This window comes from Streptomyces argenteolus (assembly GCF_042902585.1).
Classification (GTDB): domain Bacteria; phylum Actinomycetota; class Actinomycetes; order Streptomycetales; family Streptomycetaceae; genus Streptomyces; species Streptomyces argenteolus.
Genome location: NZ_JBIBEG010000004.1, coordinates 350,507 through 368,349, shown reverse-complemented (window position 1 = coordinate 368,349; position 17,843 = coordinate 350,507). Strand labels below are relative to the sequence as shown.

The window sequence follows — 17,843 nt, the reverse complement described above, 5'->3', positions numbered from 1 at the left end:
CGGTTCGTCAGAATTTCTCACAGTGCGTCACGGAATGACCGAAGTTAAGCTTCAGTCGACCCAGTACCGCAGGGGAAGGACGCACCGTGGCCGTGGGACCCGTGGAGTACCTCGTCGTCACCTTTCCCGGGGGCCGCTTCGCCGACGCGATCGCGCCCGTACTGGCTGACGCCGTCGCCTCGGAGGCGGCGCGCATCCTCGATCTGACGTTCGCCCGCGGAGCCACCGGCGGCGCTCTCGAACGCGTGGACCTGCGCGAGATGGACCCGCAAGGGCTGCTCTCGTTCGAGCCGGCCGGGAGCGGACAGGCCGGACTGCCGCAGATCACGGACCTGAACGTCCTCGAACGCCTGCCGGAGGGGGAGTCCGCCGCACTGATCGTGTGGGAGGACCTCTGGTCGGTCCCCCTCACCCGTGCGGTCCAAGAGGCGGGCGGGCGCCTGCTGGCCCACGAGCGCGTCCCGGCCGACGGCGGGGACGACGTCATCACCCTCCTCGAACGGCTCGCCGCCCTGAGGCAGCAGGGTGTGCTGACCGAGGCGGAGTTCGCCGCCCAGAAGACCAGGATCCTCGCCGACTGATTCCTCGTCGGCCACCAGCTCGCTTTTCCTTCGTCGATGCGCCGCACGCCGTGCGACGTCGATTCCGACCTGCAGTCTGTCTGTCGGGAAAGAGGCATGTCATCGTGCAGACCGCCCGGGCCGTCCCCGCAGCCACCGTCGTCAACCTGCGCGATCTGGGCGGTATCGCCCTGGGGCGCGACCGCCGCCTGAGGCAGGGAATCCTGCTGCGCTCGGCCCAGCTGAGCGATTTCGACGCCGATCACGACATGGCGGTGGCCGCCCTCGGCATCCGTACGGTCGTCGACCTGCGGACCGCGGACGAACGCCAGTGGGCCCCCGACCGGCTTCCACCGGGAGCCAGGCTCTTCGTCGCCGACGTCCTCGGGGACAACCCGGGAGTCGCCCCGGCGCGGCTCAGGGCCCTGCTCGGTGACCCGGACGGAGCAGCGAGCCTGCTCGGCGGGGGCAAGGCCGAGGAACTGTTCGCCCAGACCTACCGGAAGATGGTGCTGTCACCGGGGGCCGCGGCGGCCTACCGGGCCTTCCTGGACACCGCGGCGGATCCGCGCGCGAGGCCGCTGCTTTTCCACTGCGCCACCGGCAAGGACCGCACGGGCTGGGCCACCGCACTGCTGCTGATGACGGCGGGCGCGTCCCGCGAGGTCGTACGCGCGGAGTTCATCGGCGTGAACCGGGCGGTGCGCGCCGCCTTCGGACCGGCGGTGCGGCGCTTCCTCGACGCGGGTGGGGACCCGGACATCGCGTCCGCGGTCGTCGACGCCCGGCCTCGGTACCTGGAGGCGGCCCTGGACGCGATGGACGAGCGCTGGGGAGGGCTCGACGGGTACCTGACCAAGGCGCTGCGCCTGCCCCCGGCCGTGGCCGAGCGGCTGCGCGCGGATCTGACGGTGCCGGCCTGATGCGCGCCGGTCTTCGTCGGCCTGCCGCTCGACGGACCGGTGATCCGGCGGCCTGCTGGTCCGACGGCCCGGTGTTCCGATGGTCTGCCGGTCTGCCGGTCTGCTGATCCGATGGGCCGACGGAGCGGCGATCCCACAGTCTGATGATCCGACGGTCTGCTGGTCCGATCCGGCGCTCCGTCCGGTCTCGGACGCGGGCCGGCCCGGGGCGCAGTCCTGGGGACTCCGCACCGGGCCGGCGTACGAGGGGCCGTGCCGCTCAGATCTTCAGCAGGTGTTCGCTGATGTCGCGGTAGTGCTGGAGCGCCACGCGCAGCTCCTCGGTCTGTGCCTCCGTGTCCTGCTCCCGCCAGCTCGCCCGCAGGACGCGCTTGCGTTCCGCGAGGGCGTCGGTCAGGCCGGCGATGATCTCGTCGAACGTGCTCTCCGCCTCCTCGACCGCCCGGCGCGGGTTCTCGACGAAGTCGGTGACCGCATGCCGCATGCGCCGGGACAGTTCGTCCTGGTGGTCCTGGGGGACCAGGGACGTGCCGGCCTGCGCGGGCTGCGGAACGTCGGGAGTCTTCCGGGGGGCGGGCGCGACGGCGGTGCCGTGCGTGTCCACGTCCCTGGGCTTGCGGTCCCGCTCACCCTCGGACGTACTCCTGGAGGTCGTCGCGGAGGTCTTCTCAGGTGCGGTTCCGGCGGCCGTGGTGCGGGGGCTGCCCGTCTCGGGCGCGGTTCCGGCGGCCGTGGTGCGGGGGCTGCCCGTCTCGGGCGCGGTTCCGGCGGCCGTGGTGCGGGGGCTGCCCGTCTCGGGCGCCGTCCCGGCTGCCGTGGTGCGAGGGCTTCCCGTCTCGCCGGGGCGCCGCGGCTTCTCGGCGGAGAGGTGGTCGGTCGTGTTTCCGATGCGGTCCGTCATGCTGATGCACTGCCTTTCGCCTCGTGCCGGCCGGTGATGGCCGGCGCATCCGGTGCGTCCGCGAGCAGTACGTCGAAGAGCGCGCGGGACTCCAGCAGAGCCTTCCGCATCTCCTCGGTACCGCCCTGGCCGCGTACGGCCGTGTGCACCTTTCGGTAACCCCCGACCTGCTCGGCGTGATGGACCGAGAGGGCGGCCGTCTGTTCCTCGAAGTCGGCGCCGTCCGGGAATCCCCGGTCGCGAGCCAGCTGCGCCAGAAGCGCGTCCGCCTCGACGACCGCGTCCCTGGGCGAGTCGATGAACTGCTCCCGCACCTCGGCCCAGCGGCGGGCGTACGCCTCGCGGGCTTCGGGGGACAGGGGCCGCTCCGACAGGGACCCGTGCAGCTTCACCCGCTCGGACAGCTCGTGCTCGGCCGCCTTCGTGTCCCCGTCGTGACGGGCCACCACGCGGTCGTACTCGGGGCCGAAGCGGCGTCGGAGACCATGCCCGCCGGTCCCTCGGCCGCGCACGAGGAAGAGGGCGAGCGCCGCCACGAGGACGACGGCAACGATGATCACCACGGTTGTCATGGCTGGCACTCCCGTCGGTACGCGGTCGGTGCGTCGTGCTGTTCCACTCCCGTCAACTCCTTCCGTCCAGCGCCCGGTCCGACCTGCCGCCGGGCTGTCTGCACCAGCCGTGTACCCCCTCGAAGCCGTTCGAGGCAGTCATGCCCGCCGGTAACGCGGAGTGACCGACTCCGGAAGCTCGACGGCGCCGCCCGAGCCCGGCGTCGGCGCGCGGTGGGGGAGTGGCGCCCGGGGCACACCCCCGGGCGGAGGCGCGGTCGGGCGGATATGTGCCGGGCTCCCGGAGTGGGTGATACTCGCCCCATGAGAGCGAGTGTGAGCAGAGGCCGGGGCGGCGAGGTGCGGGTGCGACGGGCCGTGGCCCGGGACGCCAAGCGGCTCACACGCCTGGTGACCTCGTCCGGTGCCTACGAGGGCCCGTACGCTCCGATGGTCGAGGGGTACAAGGTCGGCCCCGACTACATCGAGGCGCACGCCGTTCACGTGGCCGTCGACGACGAGCGAATCCTCGGCTTCTACGCGCTGGTCCTGTCCCCACCGGAACTCGACCTGATGTTCGTCGCGGACGACGCCCAGGGCCGGGGTATCGGGCGCCTGCTCATCGCTCACCTGTGTGAGGAGGCACGCCGCGCGGGCCTGGACGCCGTCCGTGTCGTCGCGCACCCGCCGGCCGAGGGCTTCTACCTCGGCGTGGGCGCGGAGCGCACCGGCACCGTCGCCGCCCGGCCGCCCGCGGTGATGTGGGAGCGTCCCGAGCTGCGCCTCAGGGTCGGCGGCGCCCCTGAGCCGTGTGGCCCGGCCGGAGTTCCGGCCGGCCCACACGCGGTGGGGGAGGGCGGAACCTACGCCCAGCCACCGTACGGGCGGGTGATGATCTCCATCCCGTGACCGCTGGGATCGGGGAAGTACACCCCGCGCCCGCCGTCGTTGTGGTTGATCTCGCCGGGGTGCTTCCCGTGGGGATCGGCGTAGTACGGGAGTCCCTGTTCCCGGATCCGCTCGAAGGCGGTGTCGAACTCCGCCTCCGAGATCAGGAACGCGTAGTGCTGCGCGGTGATCGACTCGGCGGGGACGGTCGCGAAGTCCAGCGTGACGCCGTTCGCGAGGACGACCGGAATGAAGGGGCCCCATTCGGTTCCGGTGGTGAGACCCAGGACGTGGGCCAGGAAATCCGCGGACTCCCGGTTGTCCCGGCAATGGACGATGGTGTGATTCAACTCGACGGACACGGTGGAATGCCTCCAGAAGGCACTCACGGGCTACCTCCACGCCTCACCCAGCCGGTGACCGACGCGCGATGCCGTACGACGAGCCTAGGCGAGACGTCACGAGGCGTCGAGGGCTCGACCCCGGGGCGGCCGGTGCCCCTCGCCCCTCCCACCGGTGATGTGGTGGATTTCCCGGCTGCTGCCACCATGGAGTGGATCGGTGGCCGCAGTGCTCGGCGACCGCCCGGGAACACGAGGATCCACGATTCACCACGGCTTCTCGGGGCACAGGTACCACCTCGACGAGGTGGGGAGGCATCGATGGGACGGACATCGGCGGACGACGGCAAGGACGAGGGCTGGACGAATCCGCGCAGCGGACGCCAGGAGACGCAGGAGGAGCGCGCGGACCGGCAGTGGGGCGACCTCCTGCAGGAACTCCGGGTGGCTCAGACCGGTGTGCAGATCCTCTTCGGATTCCTGCTCGCGGTGGTCTTCCAGCCCCGCTTCGCCGACCTCTCCACCGTGGACCGGAACATCTACGTGGTGACCGTCATGCTGGGGTCCGCGACCGCGGCTGCGCTGATAGGACCCGTGTCGTACCACCGGCTCCTCACCGGCCGCCGGATGAAACCGCAGACGGTCACCTGGGCCTCGCGCCTGACGAAACTGGGGCTCGGGCTGCTCTTCTGCACGATGTGCAGCACGCTGTTGCTCATCCTCCGGGTGGCCCTGCACAACGTGGTGGCGCTCTGGCTGGTGGGCGCCATGGCCCTGTGGTTCCTGGTCTGCTGGTTCGTCTTCCCGCTCTGGGCCATCGCCCGCCGGGACGGCCGTCGTCCCGCTGACGCCCCCGAACCGCCGGACGCCGAGGACCCGGGCAAGCGTTCCTGACCCGGGGAGCCGGGAAGGGGGGCCGTTCGCCCGCAGCGGTTCAGTCGCCGCCGTCGACCGACAGCAGTTCGGTCGACGGCGGCGTCGTTCGGCGGGGTGTCGTTCGGCCGTCGGCGTTCGGCCGGTCGGCGCGTCATCCGGCCGAGAGGGTCAGTCGTCGGCGTTCGGCCGGGAGCGGTTCAGTCGTCGTCGGCGTTCGCGGGGCTGCGTACGTCCGTCACGGTGAAGAGGGCGCCGTCGGGGTCCCGCAGCGTCGCCTCGCTGCCCTGCGGAACGTCGCGCCGCTCCATCAGGCGCCCTCCGTGCCGCTCCGCGGCGAGTACCGTCTCCTCCACGTCGGCGACCGGGAACTGCACCTGCCAGTGCGGGCGCACCTGCGGGTCGGGGGCCGACTCCACCGCGCCGGAGCTGATCCGGGCCAGTGGACGGCCGTTGCAGCGGACGAGCACCTCTTCCTTGACGTACGCCACCTCGCAGCCTCCGGACTCCCCGCTCTCCCAGCCGAGCACCTCGCCGTAGAAGATCGCCGCGTCGAAGGCGTCCCTCGTGCGCAGCCTGAGCCAGGCGTGGGCGCGGTTCCCGGCCGGTGCGAGGGTCGAGGCGCGCCCTGTCCATTCCCAGATGCCGAAGGACGCGCCGTCCCGGTCGGCTGCCAGGACAGCGCGGCCCTGCCCGATCGTGAGCGGCCCCACGGCCACCGTGCCGCTGCGTTCGCGGATACGGCCGGCCACGAGATCGGCGTCCGGTACGGAGAAGTACGGCATCCAGGCCACGGCCACCTGGTAGGCGGAGGCGACCGCGCCGATCCCCGCAGCCGGCACTCCGTCGGAGCGCGCCATCACGAAGTCCCTGCCCAGCGGGCCGCGGCGGAACGTCCAGCCCAGGACGGCCCCGTAGAAGCGCTGCGCGTCATCGAGGTCGCGGGTGACCAGGTGGACCCAGCACGGAGCGCTCACACCGCTCAGCACTGCCGGTTCCGGCACGGTCCGCGGTTCGCCAGGGTTCATGGTCCACTGCCTTATCGGTTCTGCGGCATGACTTCTTCGGTGCCGCGCGGCCAGGACCAGCCTCATGTGCCCCGGCCACTTCCGCAACACGCGGGCCGTGCGATCAGGCCCCGCCCCGGGGTGGCGCGTTCGTGATGTCGAGGAAGACGTGCTCGGCCTCCGGCCAGCTGCGGGCGATCGATCCCTTGAGCCGCACGGAGACCTGTTCCACCTCTTCGCTGTCGATGCCTGGTGCCAGGTCGACCCGGGCCGCGACCAGGACCGAATCCAGGCCGAGCCCCATGGTGAACAGGGCCGCGACGTTGTCGATCTCGGGCTGGGAGGTGAGGAACCGCTGCACGCCGTGACGGAGCTCGGGGTCGGCGGACTCCCCGATCAGGCGGTCCCTGGCGTCCTTGCCGAGGCGGAAGGCGACGTAGACCAGCAGCAGACCGATTCCCAGGGAGGCCGACGCCTCCCACACGACGTCCCCCGTGACCAGGTGCAGCACCATGCCGGCCATGGCCAGCAGGACACCCAGTACGGCCGTGCTGTCCTCGGCGACGACCGTCCGCAGCGCGGGGTCGCGGGCGGCTCCGGAGCCCCGCTCGGCGCGGAGCTGCATCAGTGCACGGACCAGCGAACCGCCCTCGGCGAGAAACGCGACCCCGAGGACGACGAGACCCACCGTGTAGCCCTCGGGGGACTCGTGCTCGTCCCGGCTCAGTGCCTCGAAACCCTGGAAGAACGAGAAGCAGCCGCCCACGACGAAGATGCCGACGGCGGCGAGCAGGGACCAGAAGTAGCGCTCCTTGCCGTACCCGAAGGGGTGACGGGCATCGGCGGGGCGGCGGCTGCGCCGCAGAGCGGCCAGCAGGAAGACCTCGTTCACGCTGTCCGCCACGGAGTGGGCGGCTTCGGACAGGAGGGCGGGGGATCCCGAGAGGAATCCCCCTACCCCCTTGGCCACGGCGATGACGAGGTTGGCGGCGAGCGCGACCAGGACCGTTGTCCGGGTCCTGTGATCGGACTTCGACCCGTTCATGTACCCCCCATCAAGATGGCGCCGACCTCAGTCGCGCGGTCGCTCGGTGTCGGGCGGGATCACCTCATTACCGTGGCTTCCGAGTTCGTACGGTGACAACGCGTGACCGTTCTCGGGGAAGCTGTCCGAGCCGTGCTTGCCACTTTCCTGGATCTCCGTCCGGTGGTCCGGACGCGGCGGCTGCTCGTCGGGGCGCGGGGGCGGTGACTCCTTGTCCCGGCGCCTCATCCCGAACCAGAAACCACCGATCAGCAGAAGCACCACGGCCAGGCCGACGATGCCGATGATCACACCCACCGCACCCGGGCCGCCGCCTCCGCCGGTGCTGGCGAGCGATTCCCATGCTCCGTTCGTTACGTCCATGCATGGCGCATACCCCGGGGAAACGATCGCAGACAGCCATTGACATGAATTCATGTTTTATGGCGATGTCCTGGTAAATGTGTTTCATATGGTTCACATCGGCTAGGTGATGATGACCGAGCAGGCTCCTGTCGTGGACGCGGCCCCACGGAACGGTGCAGGCCGCCCCGTCTCCGGTCACCACGCCCCCGGTCGGCTTCCCGGCGATACGCCCCGCATGCCTGCTCCGTGCCGGTCGGCCGAGGACACCCCCCCGTCTCCACGTTTCCGCCCGGCACATCGGGTAGGCGGCTCGCTGAGGTTCCTCCCGCGGAGCCGGATCCGGTGGTGTTCGTGTCGCCGACGGGCGGTCGTGGGGTGAGCCTGGAGTCAGTCACCGGACCGCTGGAGGAAACGCGATGGGAGTACGCAACTCGCTCGGCCGCTGGCCTGCGTTCCGGCAGCTGACCGGCGGTGATCCTCTGGGCCGAGGGCGCGCGGTGATGTCGCCCGGGACCGAGGCGACCACGCCGCGCACGGCCACGGCGGACCGCGTCGTCAGATCGGTCTGCCCGTACTGCGCGGTCGGCTGCGGACAGCAGGTCTACGTCAAGGACGACAAGGTCGTCCAGATCGAGGGCGACCCCGATTCGCCGGTCAGCCGAGGCAGGCTGTGCCCCAAGGGGTCCGCGACCCTCCAGCTCACCACCGGGACGGCCCGTCGCCACCAGGTGCTCTACCGGCGCCCCTACGGAACCGACTGGGAGCCGCTCGATCTGGAGACGGCGATGGACATGGTCGCGGACCGTGTCGTCGAGACCCGGCGCCGCACCTGGCAGTGGGAGCACGACGGCCTCCGTACGGCACGGACCCTCGGGATCGCCAGCCTCGGCGGCGCCACGCTGGACAACGAGGAGAACTACCTGATCAAGAAGCTCTTCACGGGTCTCGGCGTCGTCCAGGTCGAGAACCAGGCGAGGGTCTGCCACAGCTCCACCGTGGCGGGCCTCGGCACCTCGTTCGGCCGAGGCGGAGCGACCACGTTCATGCAGGACCTCCAGCACTCCGACTGCATCGTCATCCAGGGGTCCAACTTCGCCGAAGCCCACCCCGTCGGCTTCCAGTGGGTGATGGAGGCGAAGGCCCGGGGCGCCCGGATCATCCATGTGGACCCCCGCTTCACCCGCACGAGCGCTCTCGCGGATCTTTTCGTGCCCATCCGCGCCGGCAGCGACATCGCGTTCCTCGGCGCCGTCATCAACCACGTCCTGACGGAGGGGAAGGACTTCCGCGAGTACGTCCTCGCCTACACCAACGCCGCCACGCTGGTCGGCGACGACTTCCAGGACACCGAGGACCTCGACGGAGTCTTCTCCGGCCTGGACGAGGAGCGGGGCCACTACGACCCCCGCAGCTGGCAGTACCGCGACGCCGAGGTGCAGGCGCCCGCCGGGGACGTCGACGAGCAGTACGAGGACAGGACGGACGACGGAGCGGCACACGAACGGGTCCACGCCGCCGCCCCGTCCGAGGCGCACGGCTCGGGCGGCCCGCAGGCCGGTGCCTGGCCGCCGCGCGACGAGACGCTGACGGACCCCCGGTGCGTCTACCAGATCCTCAAGCGCCACTACGCCCGCTACACCCCCGAGATGGTCGAGGAGATCTGCGGGGTGAAACGGGAACAGTTCCTGGAGGTGTGCGAGGCGCTGACGGCCAACTCCGGCCGGGACCGCACCTCCGCCTTCGTCTACGCCGTCGGCTGGACCCAGCACACCACGGGAGCCCAGTGCATCCGCGCAGCCAGTGTGCTCCAACTGCTCCTCGGCAACATCGGGCGACCCGGCGGCGGCATCCAGGCGCTGCGCGGACACGCGTCGATCCAGGGCTCCAGCGACATCCCCACCCTCTTCAACCTGCTGCCCGGCTACCTGCCGATGCCCCACGCCCACGCCCACGAGAACCTGGACGCCTTGATCCGGGCGAGCCGCACCGACAAGGGCTTCTGGGGCGACATGCGGGCCTACTTCGTCAGCCTGCTCAAGGCCTACTACGGTGACGCGGCCACCGCCGGGAACGACTACTGCTTCGACCACCTGCCCCGGCTCACCGGCTCTCACGGGACCTACGAGACGGTGATGGCGCAGCTCGCCGGCGAGTGCAAGGGCTACTTCCTCATGGGCGAGAACCCGGCCGTGGGCTCCGCCAACACCCGGCTCCAGCGGCTCGGCATGGCCCAGCTCGAATGGCTGGTCGTCCGCGACTTCTCCCTCATCGAGTCCGCCACCTGGTGGCAGGACGGCCCCGAGACGGAGACGGGGGAGATGACCACGCAGGAGATCGGCACCGAGGTCTTCTTCTTCCCGGCCGCGGCGCACACCGAGAAGTCCGGCTCCTTCACCAACACCAACCGCTGGCTCCAGTGGCACCACGCGGCCGTGGAACCCGAGGGTGACGCGCGCAGCGACCTCTGGTTCACCTACCACCTGGGCCGCCGCATCAAGGAACGCCTCGCTGGGTCCACCGATCCCATGGACCGTGCCGTGCAGGACCTCACCTGGGACTATCCCGTCGACGGACCGCTCGCGGAACCCGTGGCGGCGGCGGTACTGGCGGAGATCAACGGCCACGGCCCTGACGGCGCCCCGCTCTCCGCCTACACCGAGCTCAAGGACGACGGTTCGACCAGGTGCGGCTGCTGGATCTACTGCGGGGTGTACGCGGACGGCGTCAACCAGGCCGCCCGCCGCAAGCCCCACACCGAGCAGGACTGGGTCGCGGCGGAGTGGGCCTGGGCCTGGCCGGCCAACCGGCGCATCCTCTACAACCGTGCCTCCGCCGCCCCGGACGGCGCGCCGTGGAGCGACCGCAAGGCGTATGTCTGGTGGGACGAGGCCGAGGGCCGCTGGACGGGCCACGACGTCCCCGACTTCGTGCCCGACCGCGCCCCCGGCCACGTACCGGACCCGGGTGCCAGGGGACCCGACGCGCTGCGCGGTGACGACCCGTTCATCATGCAGGCCGACGGCAAGGGCTGGCTCTACGCCCCGGCAGGGCTCGAGGACGGCCCGCTGCCCACGCACTACGAACCGCAGGACTCGCCCTTCACCAACGCGCTCCACCCTTCCCGGTCCCGCTCACCGGTGCGCAAGCTGCATCCGCACGAAGGCAACCGCTACCACCCGAGCGGCGACGAGCCCGGCGCGGACGTCTACCCGTACGTCGTCACGACCCACCGGCTCACCGAGCACTTCACGGCGGGCGGGATGAGCCGCTGGTCGCCGTACCTGTCGGAACTTCAGCCGGAGTTCTTCTGCGAGGTGTCGCCGCAGCTCGCCGCGGAACGAGGGCTGGAGCACGGTGGCTGGGCGACCGTCGTCACGGCGCGCAGCGCCGTCGAGGCCCGCGTCATGGTGACCCGCCGGATCACACCCCTCACCGTGGGGGGCCGGACCGTGCACCAGATCGGCCTGCCCTTCCACTGGGGGCCCAACGGGGTCGCCACCGGCGACGCGGCCAACGAACTGGTGGCCGTCGCGCTCGACCCCAACGCGCTGATCCAGGAGGACAAGGCGCTCACCGCCGACATCCGGCCCGGACGCAGGCCCCGGGGCCCCGCACTGCTCGAACTCGTCGCGGAGTACCGCCGCCGCGCGGGGATCACGGAGACCACCGGAACGCGGGAGGAGACATGAGGAGCCGCTTCTTCAGCGGGCCCGAGCCGGACCCGGCGGGCGACGCGGGGCACGAGGACCATCCGCCGCGCGCCGGATTCTTCACCGACACGTCCGTCTGCATCGGCTGCAAGGCCTGCGAGGTCGCCTGCAAGGAGTGGAACGCCCTCCCCGAGGACGGCCTCTCGCTCACCGGCATGTCGTACGACAACACCGTCGGCCTCGGCGCCTCCACCTGGCGGCACGTCGCCTTCGTCGAGCAGCCGGTACCCGAGGGCCGCACCAGCCTGCCTCTCGTCGAACCCGGGCCCGGCACGCCGGACCCGGACGCTGCCGACGGCACCGGAATGCGCTGGCTGATGTCCTCGGACGTCTGCAAGCACTGCACCCACGCCGCCTGTCTGGACGTGTGTCCCACCGGCTCGCTGTTCCGCACGGAGTTCGGCACGGTCGTCGTCCAGGAGGACATCTGCAACGGCTGCGGATACTGCGTGCCCGCCTGCCCGTACGGGGTCATCGAGCAACGCCCCTCCGACGGCCGGGCGTTCAAGTGCACCATGTGCTACGACCGGCTCGGGGCGGGGCAGGAACCCGCCTGTGCCAAGGCGTGCCCCACCGAGTCCATCCAGTTCGGCCCGCTCGACGAGCTCAGGGAGCGTGCCGCGCTCCGGGTGGACCAGCTCCACACGGCCGGAGTCACCGAGGCGCGGCTGTACGGCCACGATCCGGACGACGGGGTCGGCGGGGACGGTGCGTTCTTCCTCCTCCTCGACGAGCCCGAGGTGTACGGACTGCCCCCGGAACCCGTGGTTACCACCCGGGATCTGCCCGCCATGTGGGCCCACGCCGGCATCGCCGCCCTGTCGCTGGCCACCGGCGCCGCCCTGTCCTTCGCACTACCCGCGCTGACCCGAAGGAGTGGGCGGACATGAGCCCCCGGACGACCAGGCCCGGCAAGGACCGCGAGGAGTTCGTCTCGTACTACGGGCGCCCCGTCATCAAGGCCCCTTCGTGGTCCGCGCAGGACATCGCCGGCTACTTCTTCCTCGGCGGGCTCGCCGGCGCCGGGTCCGTCCTCGCCGCCGGCGCCCAGCTGACCGGCCGAGGCACCACGGCGACGGCCCTGAAGGTGTCCTCGCTCGCGGCCGTCGGCCTCTCCGCGGCCGCGCTCGTCCACGACCTCGGCAGGCCCTCGCGCTTCGCGCACATGCTCCGCGTCTTCAAACCGACCTCCCCGATGAGCATGGGCTCCTGGCTGCTCTCCGCCTACGGCCCCGCCGCCGGTACCGCCGCGCTCAGCGCGGTCACCGGCCGGCTGCCCAGGACCGGGGCGGCGGCCACCGCTGCGGCGGCAGTGCTGGGCCCCGGCCTGGCCACGTACACCGCCGTCCTTGCCGCCGACACGGCCGTACCCGCGTGGCACGGCGCGCACCGCGAACTCCCGTACCTCTTCGCGGCCTCGGCGACCGCGGCTGCCGCCGGAATGGCGCTGGTCACCGGGCCCGTCCACGAGAACGCTCCGGCCCGCCGCGCCGCCGCGCTCGCCGCCGTCGCGGACCTCACCGCGAGCCGGGCGGTGGAACGGCGGCTGGGGAGCGTCGCGGTGACGTACCGGGAGGGCCGGGCCGGCACGCTCCTGCGCACCGCGCGGGGACTCACCGCCGCAGGGGCCGCGGCGGCCCTCGTGCTCGGGCACCGCAGCCGTCCCGCGGCGGCGGGGGCGGGTCTCGCGCTGCTCGCGGGCTCGGCCTGCACACGCTTCGGGGTGTTCGCGGCGGGCGTCGCCTCGGCCGAGGACCCCGTACACACGATCGCTCCCCAGCGGGAGGCGGCCCGCCGGCGCGCGGAGCGCGCACAGCAGACACAGGACGCGGAGCGCTCCGAGCGCTCCCGGTGAAAGGAACCAGGGTGAACAGCACGCAGGGACAGACACACGAACACCAGGAGAGCGGTGACGTCGTCGTCGCGGTGACCGGATGCCCGAAGGAGGACGCCCGCACCGTGTTCGACGTACTGCGCCATTCGTTCGAATCCGACCGCCCGGCCGGCGACGCGCCCGAGGACGCGTCGGCGACACGCCCCACCGTGTGGACGGCGACCGTCGACGTCAGCGAGACGAAGGCCGGGGCGGGCCCCGCACGGCTGTCGGCACCCGTGACCGTCGAGGCGCAAGGCGGCTACTGGGCGGTCGGCCGTCTCCGGGAGCACCTCGCGGACGCCTTCGCCGTCCGCGTCGTCGGCACGGCGGCCGGCGACCAGGAGCAGGAGATCCGGCTGCGCCTGGAGAGTCACCGCACCGCCTGACCCAGGCCGCACCACCCGAACCCGGAAGGTACGCGTACATGGATGCCACCCCCGGGACCGTCGACGCGGACACGGCACGGATGCCGGCTCCCGACGACCGTTCCACCCTCACGCTCCACGTCAACGGCACGGAACGGACCCTGACGCTCGACAACCGCACCACCGTGCTGGACGCGCTGCGCGAGCACCTCGGGCTCACCGGCGCGAAGAAGGGCTGCGACCACGGCCAGTGCGGCGCCTGCACGGTGCTCGTGGACGGCCGGCGCGCCAACAGCTGCCTCCTGCTGGCCGTCGCCCAGGACGGCGCCCGCCTCACCACGGTCGAGGGACTGGCCGAGGGCGAGCGGCTGCACCCCCTCCAGGCGGCGTTCTTGGAGCGGGACGCGTTGCAGTGCGGCTACTGCACCCCGGGCCAGCTGTGCTCGGCCGTCGGCATGCTCGGCGAGGCCCAGGACGGCCATCCCTCCCACGCCACCCCGCGCGCGGCCCTCGCGGGCCAGGGGCCCGCCCCGCTCGGAGCGGACGAGATCCGCGAACGGATGAGCGGCAACCTCTGCCGCTGCGGCGCCTACCCCCACATCGTCCAGGCGATCGAGGACGTGGCCCCGTGAAACCCTTCGCCTATCTGCGCCCCGGATCCGTCGCCGAAGCCGTCCGCGCCTGCGCCGCCGATCCCGCCGCCCGGTTCCTCGGGGGCGGTACCAACCTCGTGGACCTGATGAAGCTCGGCGTGGAGTCGCCGGGGCTGCTCATCGACGTCAGCCGGCTGCCCCTGGACCAGGTGACCCGCACCGAGGACGGAGGGCTCCGCATTGGTGCGACCGTACGCAACAGCGACCTGGCCGCCCACCCCGGCGTGCGCGGCGACTACCCCGCGCTGACGCAGGCTCTGCTGTCCGGGGCGTCCGGGCAGCTCCGCAACACCGCCACCACCGGCGGGAACCTCCTCCAGCGCACCCGCTGCCCGTACTTCCAGGACGTCTCCAAGCCCTGCAACAAGCGTGCGCCGGGCTCCGGCTGCCCCGCCCGTGAGGGTGCCCACCGCGACCTCGCGGTCCTCGGCCACTCGCAGGACTGCGTGGCCACCCACCCCTCGGACATGGCGGTCGCCCTCGCGGCCCTCGACGCCACCGTCGTGCTGCACGGGCCCGAGGGCGAGCGGACCGTGCCCGTCACCGGTTTCCACCGGCTGCCCGGCGACAATCCCGACCAGGACACGGTGATCCGCCCCGGAGAACTGATCACCGAGGTGGTGCTGCCGCCTCCCGCCGCCGTCGGCCCCTCGCTCTACCGCAAGGCACGCGACCGTGCCTCGTACGCGTTCGCGCTGGCCTCGGTCGCCGCCGTGCTCCGCGTGCGCGAGGGCCGGGTCGAACACGCCGCGCTCGCCTTCGGCGGGCTGGCGCACCGGCCGTGGCGGGCGCGTGCCGCCGAGGACGTGCTGCGCGGAGGACCCGCCACCGAGGAGGCCTTCGCCCGGGCGGTGGACGCGGAGCTCGCGGCCGCACGGCCGCTGCGCGACAACGGATTCAAGGTGGACCTGGCCCGCAGACTGGCCTCGGGCGCCCTGGCCGAACTCACCTCACAGGCAGCAGCGGTCTGATCCGCAGGCCCGCACACCACGACGAACCGAGGACACCGTCATGAGCGAATCCCCCCAGGCACTGGGCGCGCCCGTCGTCCGCCGCGAGGGCCGGGACAAGGTCACCGGCACCGCCCGCTACGCCGCCGAGCACCCCGAGCCCGGCTGCCTGTACGGCTGGATCGTCCCGGCGAGCGTCGCGAGCGGGCGCGTCACCGCGATCCGTACGGCCGACGCGCTCGCCCTGCCCGGGGTGCACACCGTCCTGACCCACGACAACGCACCGCGGCTCGAGGAGCCCGACGACCCGATCCTTTCCGTCCTCCAGGACGACCGGGTGCCGCACCGGGGCTGGCCGGTCGCCCTCGTGCTCGCCGAGAGCCTGGAGTCCGCACGGGCGGGGGCCGAGGCCGTGCACGTCGAATACACCACCACCGGCCACGACGTCGTCCTGACCGCGGGCCACCCGGGCCTCTACACCCCCGAGGAGGCCAACGGCGGGTTCCCCGGTCTCCGTGAACGCGGTGACGCAGCCCGCGCGTTCGACGCCGCTCCCGTGCGGATCGACGCGACCTACACCCTGCGGGGCCTGCACAACCACCCGATGGAACCGCACGCCTCCACCGCCCGCTGGGCCGACGGGCACCTGACCGTGCACGACTCCAGCCAGGGCTCCACCACCGTCCGCGACAGTCTCGCCAAGGCCCTGGGCCTCGACCGCGACCGCATCACCGTCGTGTCGGAGCACGTGGGCGGCGGCTTCGGCTCCAAGGGCACCCCACGCCCCCAGGCGGTGCTCGCCTCGATGGGTGCGCGTCACTCCGGGCTCACCGTCCAGCTCGCCCTGCCCCGTCGCTACATGGCGGCGATCGTGGGCCACCGGGCACCCACCGTGCAGCGGGTCCGGCTGGGCGCCGACCGCGACGGGGTCCTCTCCTCGGTCTCGCACGAGATCGCCACGCACACGTCGAGGCTCAAGGAGTTCGTCGAACAGGCCGCCGTACCGGCCCGGGTCATGTACGCCTCACCGCACAGCCGCACCGAGCACCGGGTGGCGGCCCTCGACGTGCCCAGTCCGTCCTGGATGCGCGCACCGGGGGAGGCGTCGGGCATGTACGCCCTGGAGTCGGCCATGGACGAGCTGGCCTGCGTCCTCGGGATCGACCCGGTCGAACTGCGCCTGCGCAACGAACCGCAGACCGAGCCGGACAGCGGACGACCCTTCAGCAGCCGTAACCTCGCGGCCTGTCTGAGCGAGGGCGCCCGCCGGTTCGGCTGGTACGACAGGGACCCGCAGCCCGCCACCCGCGAGGAGGGGCCGTGGCTCCTGGGTACCGGCGTCGCCTCCGCCACCTACCCCGTCCTCCTGTCGAAGTCCGCCGCGTCGGCACACGCCGCGCCGGACGGCACCTTCCGCATCGAGGTCAACGCCACGGACATCGGCACCGGCGCCCGCACGGTCCTCGCGCAGATCGCCGCGTCAGTCCTGGACGTGCCCCAGGAGCGCGTCACGATCGCCATCGGCAACAGCGACCTGCCCACCGGGTCCGTGGCGGGCGGCTCCTCGGGCACCGCCTCCTGGGGAACGGCCGTGCACAAGGCGGCCACCGTCCTCGCGGCCCGGCTCGCCGACCACCCCGGGCAGCTCCCGGCCGAGGGGATCACCGCCACCGCCGACACCGGCGAGGAGGCGGCGCAGGAGTCCCCGTACGCCCGGCACGCCTTCGGCGCGCACTTCGCCGAGGTGGCGGTCGACTCCCTCACCGGCGAGGTGCGGGTGCGCAGGCTGCTCGGCGTGTACGCCGCCGGACGCATCCTCAACCCCCGTACGGCACGCTCCCAGTTCATCGGGGGCATGGTCATGGGGCTCGGCATGGCCCTCACCGAGAGCAGCACCATGGACCCCGTCTTCGGAGACTTCACCGAGAGGGACCTGGCCTCCTACCACGTGCCGGTCTGCGCGGACGTGCCCGACATCCAGGCCCACTGGATCGACGAGGAGGACCCGCACCTCAACCCCATGGGCAGCAAGGGCATCGGGGAGATCGGGATCGTGGGGACCGCCGCCGCGATCGGGAACGCCGTACGGCACGCCACCGGTGCCCGGCTGCGCGAGCTGCCCCTCACCCCGGACAAGCTGCTGCCCTACCTGCCGTGACGTCCGGTGACCGGAGGCATCGGTTGCGCGACCGGCCCACTCGGGTCACCCTGATGAGTGACCCAGAAGTGACAACTGCTCACGCTTCGTGTTCGGGGGTCGTTGGTCAGACGGGGTGAAGCATGTGGGCCTCGTGGTGAGGAGCCTCGACGATGACCGTTCCACTCGACCGGCACTATCTGGTCGAACTGCAGGTGTCGGCAGAGCGCATTTCCCAGCTGCGGCGCATCGTCGCCGCACACCTTCGTCACTGGAGCCTCGATCTGCACGTCCGGCCGGTGTGCCGGGCCGCCGATGAGCTCCTGACGAACGTCCAGCGTCATGTCGGCGACGAGAACCGCTGCGTCGTCGAGCTCCGCTGGACCGGCCGGCACCTGACGGTGTCCGTGGCCGACAACGATTCCCGGATGCCCCGGCTGCTCGACGGCGGTGGCGGCGGCCTGAGCCGCGTCATGGCCCTGAGCGACAGCTGGGGAACCTGCCGGACCGCCGATGGCAAGGTCGTGTGGTTCACGCGCTACGCGGAGACGCCGTGCCCCACGGAACTGCTCCCGCGTACGCCGCTCCCCGGCGGGCGTACGTTCCTGGGAGCTCCGGTCGCCGAACTCGTGTGACCCAGTGGTCCCCGGCCGGTGCGGACGGCGTGTGCCGAACACGCATGATCCGCGCCGGCCGGGTACGTGTGCGTGGGGGGCCG

General features: G+C 72.1%; 17 protein-coding genes and 1 pseudogene. 12 read left to right on the top strand and 6 right to left on the bottom strand.

Annotated features, from left to right (window positions below):
* The first annotated feature begins 86 nt into the window (after positions 1 to 86).
* Positions 87 to 581: an SHOCT domain-containing protein gene (locus ACFY8O_RS17635; protein WP_387903226.1), complete on the top strand. Its 495-nt coding sequence runs from the start codon at positions 87 to 89 to the stop codon at positions 579 to 581.
* 104 nt (positions 582 to 685) lie between these two features.
* The gene (locus ACFY8O_RS17630; protein WP_145807548.1) at positions 686 to 1,483 is read left to right on the top strand and encodes a tyrosine-protein phosphatase; all 798 of its coding nucleotides are present in this window, start codon (positions 686 to 688) and stop codon (positions 1,481 to 1,483) included.
* 259 nt (positions 1,484 to 1,742) lie between these two features.
* Here the strand turns inward: ACFY8O_RS17630 and ACFY8O_RS17625 are convergent, their stop codons facing one another.
* Both ACFY8O_RS17625 and ACFY8O_RS17620 read right to left on the bottom strand, forming a co-directional pair.
* Entirely contained in the window at positions 1,743 to 2,384 is a 642-nt protein-coding gene (locus ACFY8O_RS17625) for a hypothetical protein (RefSeq protein ID WP_387903223.1), read from the bottom strand.
* Positions 2,381 to 2,956 (bottom strand): hypothetical protein, encoded by a 576-nt coding sequence (locus ACFY8O_RS17620; protein WP_387903221.1) that lies wholly within the window; start codon positions 2,954 to 2,956, stop codon positions 2,381 to 2,383. The genes ACFY8O_RS17625 and ACFY8O_RS17620 overlap by 4 nt, the downstream gene beginning before the upstream one ends.
* Positions 2,957 to 3,259: 303 nt before the next feature.
* Between ACFY8O_RS17620 and ACFY8O_RS17615 the strand changes: the two are divergent.
* A pseudogene (locus ACFY8O_RS17615) lies at positions 3,260 to 3,730 on the top strand (GNAT family N-acetyltransferase); the annotation flags it as partial.
* 68 nt (positions 3,731 to 3,798) lie between these two features.
* Here ACFY8O_RS17615 and ACFY8O_RS17610 read toward each other — a convergent pair.
* Positions 3,799 to 4,185 carry a VOC family protein gene (locus tag ACFY8O_RS17610; RefSeq protein ID WP_145807621.1) on the bottom strand — a complete coding sequence of 129 codons (387 nt, stop codon included), beginning with the start codon at positions 4,183 to 4,185 and terminating at the stop codon, positions 3,799 to 3,801.
* Between the two features lie 300 nt (positions 4,186 to 4,485).
* On the opposite strand from ACFY8O_RS17610, the gene ACFY8O_RS17605 reads away from it, so the two are divergent.
* Positions 4,486 to 5,058, top strand: coding sequence for a DUF6328 family protein (locus tag ACFY8O_RS17605; RefSeq protein WP_145807542.1), 573 nt, complete (start codon positions 4,486 to 4,488; stop codon positions 5,056 to 5,058).
* 179 nt (positions 5,059 to 5,237) lie between these two features.
* Here the strand turns inward: ACFY8O_RS17605 and ACFY8O_RS17600 are convergent, their stop codons facing one another.
* The 3 genes from ACFY8O_RS17600 to ACFY8O_RS17590 form a co-directional block, all read right to left on the bottom strand.
* A complete protein-coding gene (locus ACFY8O_RS17600) occupies positions 5,238 to 6,065 on the bottom strand; it encodes a VOC family protein (RefSeq protein WP_387903218.1) in 828 nt (275 codons plus the stop codon).
* Between the two features lie 103 nt (positions 6,066 to 6,168).
* Positions 6,169 to 7,089 carry a cation diffusion facilitator family transporter gene (locus ACFY8O_RS17595; RefSeq protein WP_145807538.1) on the bottom strand — a complete coding sequence of 307 codons (921 nt, stop codon included), beginning with the start codon at positions 7,087 to 7,089 and terminating at the stop codon, positions 6,169 to 6,171.
* Positions 7,090 to 7,116: 27 nt separating this feature from the next.
* The gene (locus ACFY8O_RS17590; protein WP_145807536.1) at positions 7,117 to 7,452 is read right to left on the bottom strand and encodes a DUF6479 family protein; all 336 of its coding nucleotides are present in this window, start codon (positions 7,450 to 7,452) and stop codon (positions 7,117 to 7,119) included.
* Between the two features lie 398 nt (positions 7,453 to 7,850).
* On the opposite strand from ACFY8O_RS17590, the gene fdh reads away from it, so the two are divergent.
* The 8 genes from fdh (at position 7,851) to ACFY8O_RS17550 (ending at position 17,760) form a co-directional block, all read left to right on the top strand.
* Positions 7,851 to 11,123 (top strand): formate dehydrogenase, encoded by a 3,273-nt coding sequence (fdh, locus tag ACFY8O_RS17585; RefSeq protein WP_387903215.1) that lies wholly within the window; start codon positions 7,851 to 7,853, stop codon positions 11,121 to 11,123.
* Positions 11,120 to 12,034, top strand: a complete 915-nt coding sequence (locus ACFY8O_RS17580) for a 4Fe-4S dicluster domain-containing protein (RefSeq protein ID WP_387903212.1) — start codon at positions 11,120 to 11,122, stop codon at positions 12,032 to 12,034. The genes fdh and ACFY8O_RS17580 overlap by 4 nt, the downstream gene beginning before the upstream one ends.
* The gene (gene nrfD, locus ACFY8O_RS17575; protein WP_387903209.1) at positions 12,031 to 12,999 is read left to right on the top strand and encodes an NrfD/PsrC family molybdoenzyme membrane anchor subunit; all 969 of its coding nucleotides are present in this window, start codon (positions 12,031 to 12,033) and stop codon (positions 12,997 to 12,999) included. Before ACFY8O_RS17580 ends, nrfD begins: the two co-directional genes overlap by 4 nt.
* Before the next feature lie 11 nt (positions 13,000 to 13,010).
* Positions 13,011 to 13,406: a hypothetical protein gene (locus ACFY8O_RS17570; protein WP_387903207.1), complete on the top strand. Its 396-nt coding sequence runs from the start codon at positions 13,011 to 13,013 to the stop codon at positions 13,404 to 13,406.
* 38 nt (positions 13,407 to 13,444) lie between these two features.
* The gene (locus ACFY8O_RS17565) at positions 13,445 to 14,017 is read left to right on the top strand and encodes a 2Fe-2S iron-sulfur cluster-binding protein (protein ID WP_387903204.1); all 573 of its coding nucleotides are present in this window, start codon (positions 13,445 to 13,447) and stop codon (positions 14,015 to 14,017) included.
* A complete protein-coding gene (locus tag ACFY8O_RS17560) occupies positions 14,014 to 15,009 on the top strand; it encodes an FAD binding domain-containing protein (protein ID WP_387903202.1) in 996 nt (331 codons plus the stop codon). Before ACFY8O_RS17565 ends, ACFY8O_RS17560 begins: the two co-directional genes overlap by 4 nt.
* A 40-nt stretch (positions 15,010 to 15,049) precedes the next feature.
* Complete coding sequence (locus tag ACFY8O_RS17555) at positions 15,050 to 17,146, top strand: xanthine dehydrogenase family protein molybdopterin-binding subunit (protein ID WP_387903200.1); 2,097 nt, start codon at positions 15,050 to 15,052, stop codon at positions 17,144 to 17,146.
* Between the two features lie 152 nt (positions 17,147 to 17,298).
* Positions 17,299 to 17,760, top strand: coding sequence for an ATP-binding protein (locus ACFY8O_RS17550; RefSeq protein WP_145807520.1), 462 nt, complete (start codon positions 17,299 to 17,301; stop codon positions 17,758 to 17,760).
* The last annotated feature ends 83 nt before the right edge of the window (positions 17,761 to 17,843 follow it).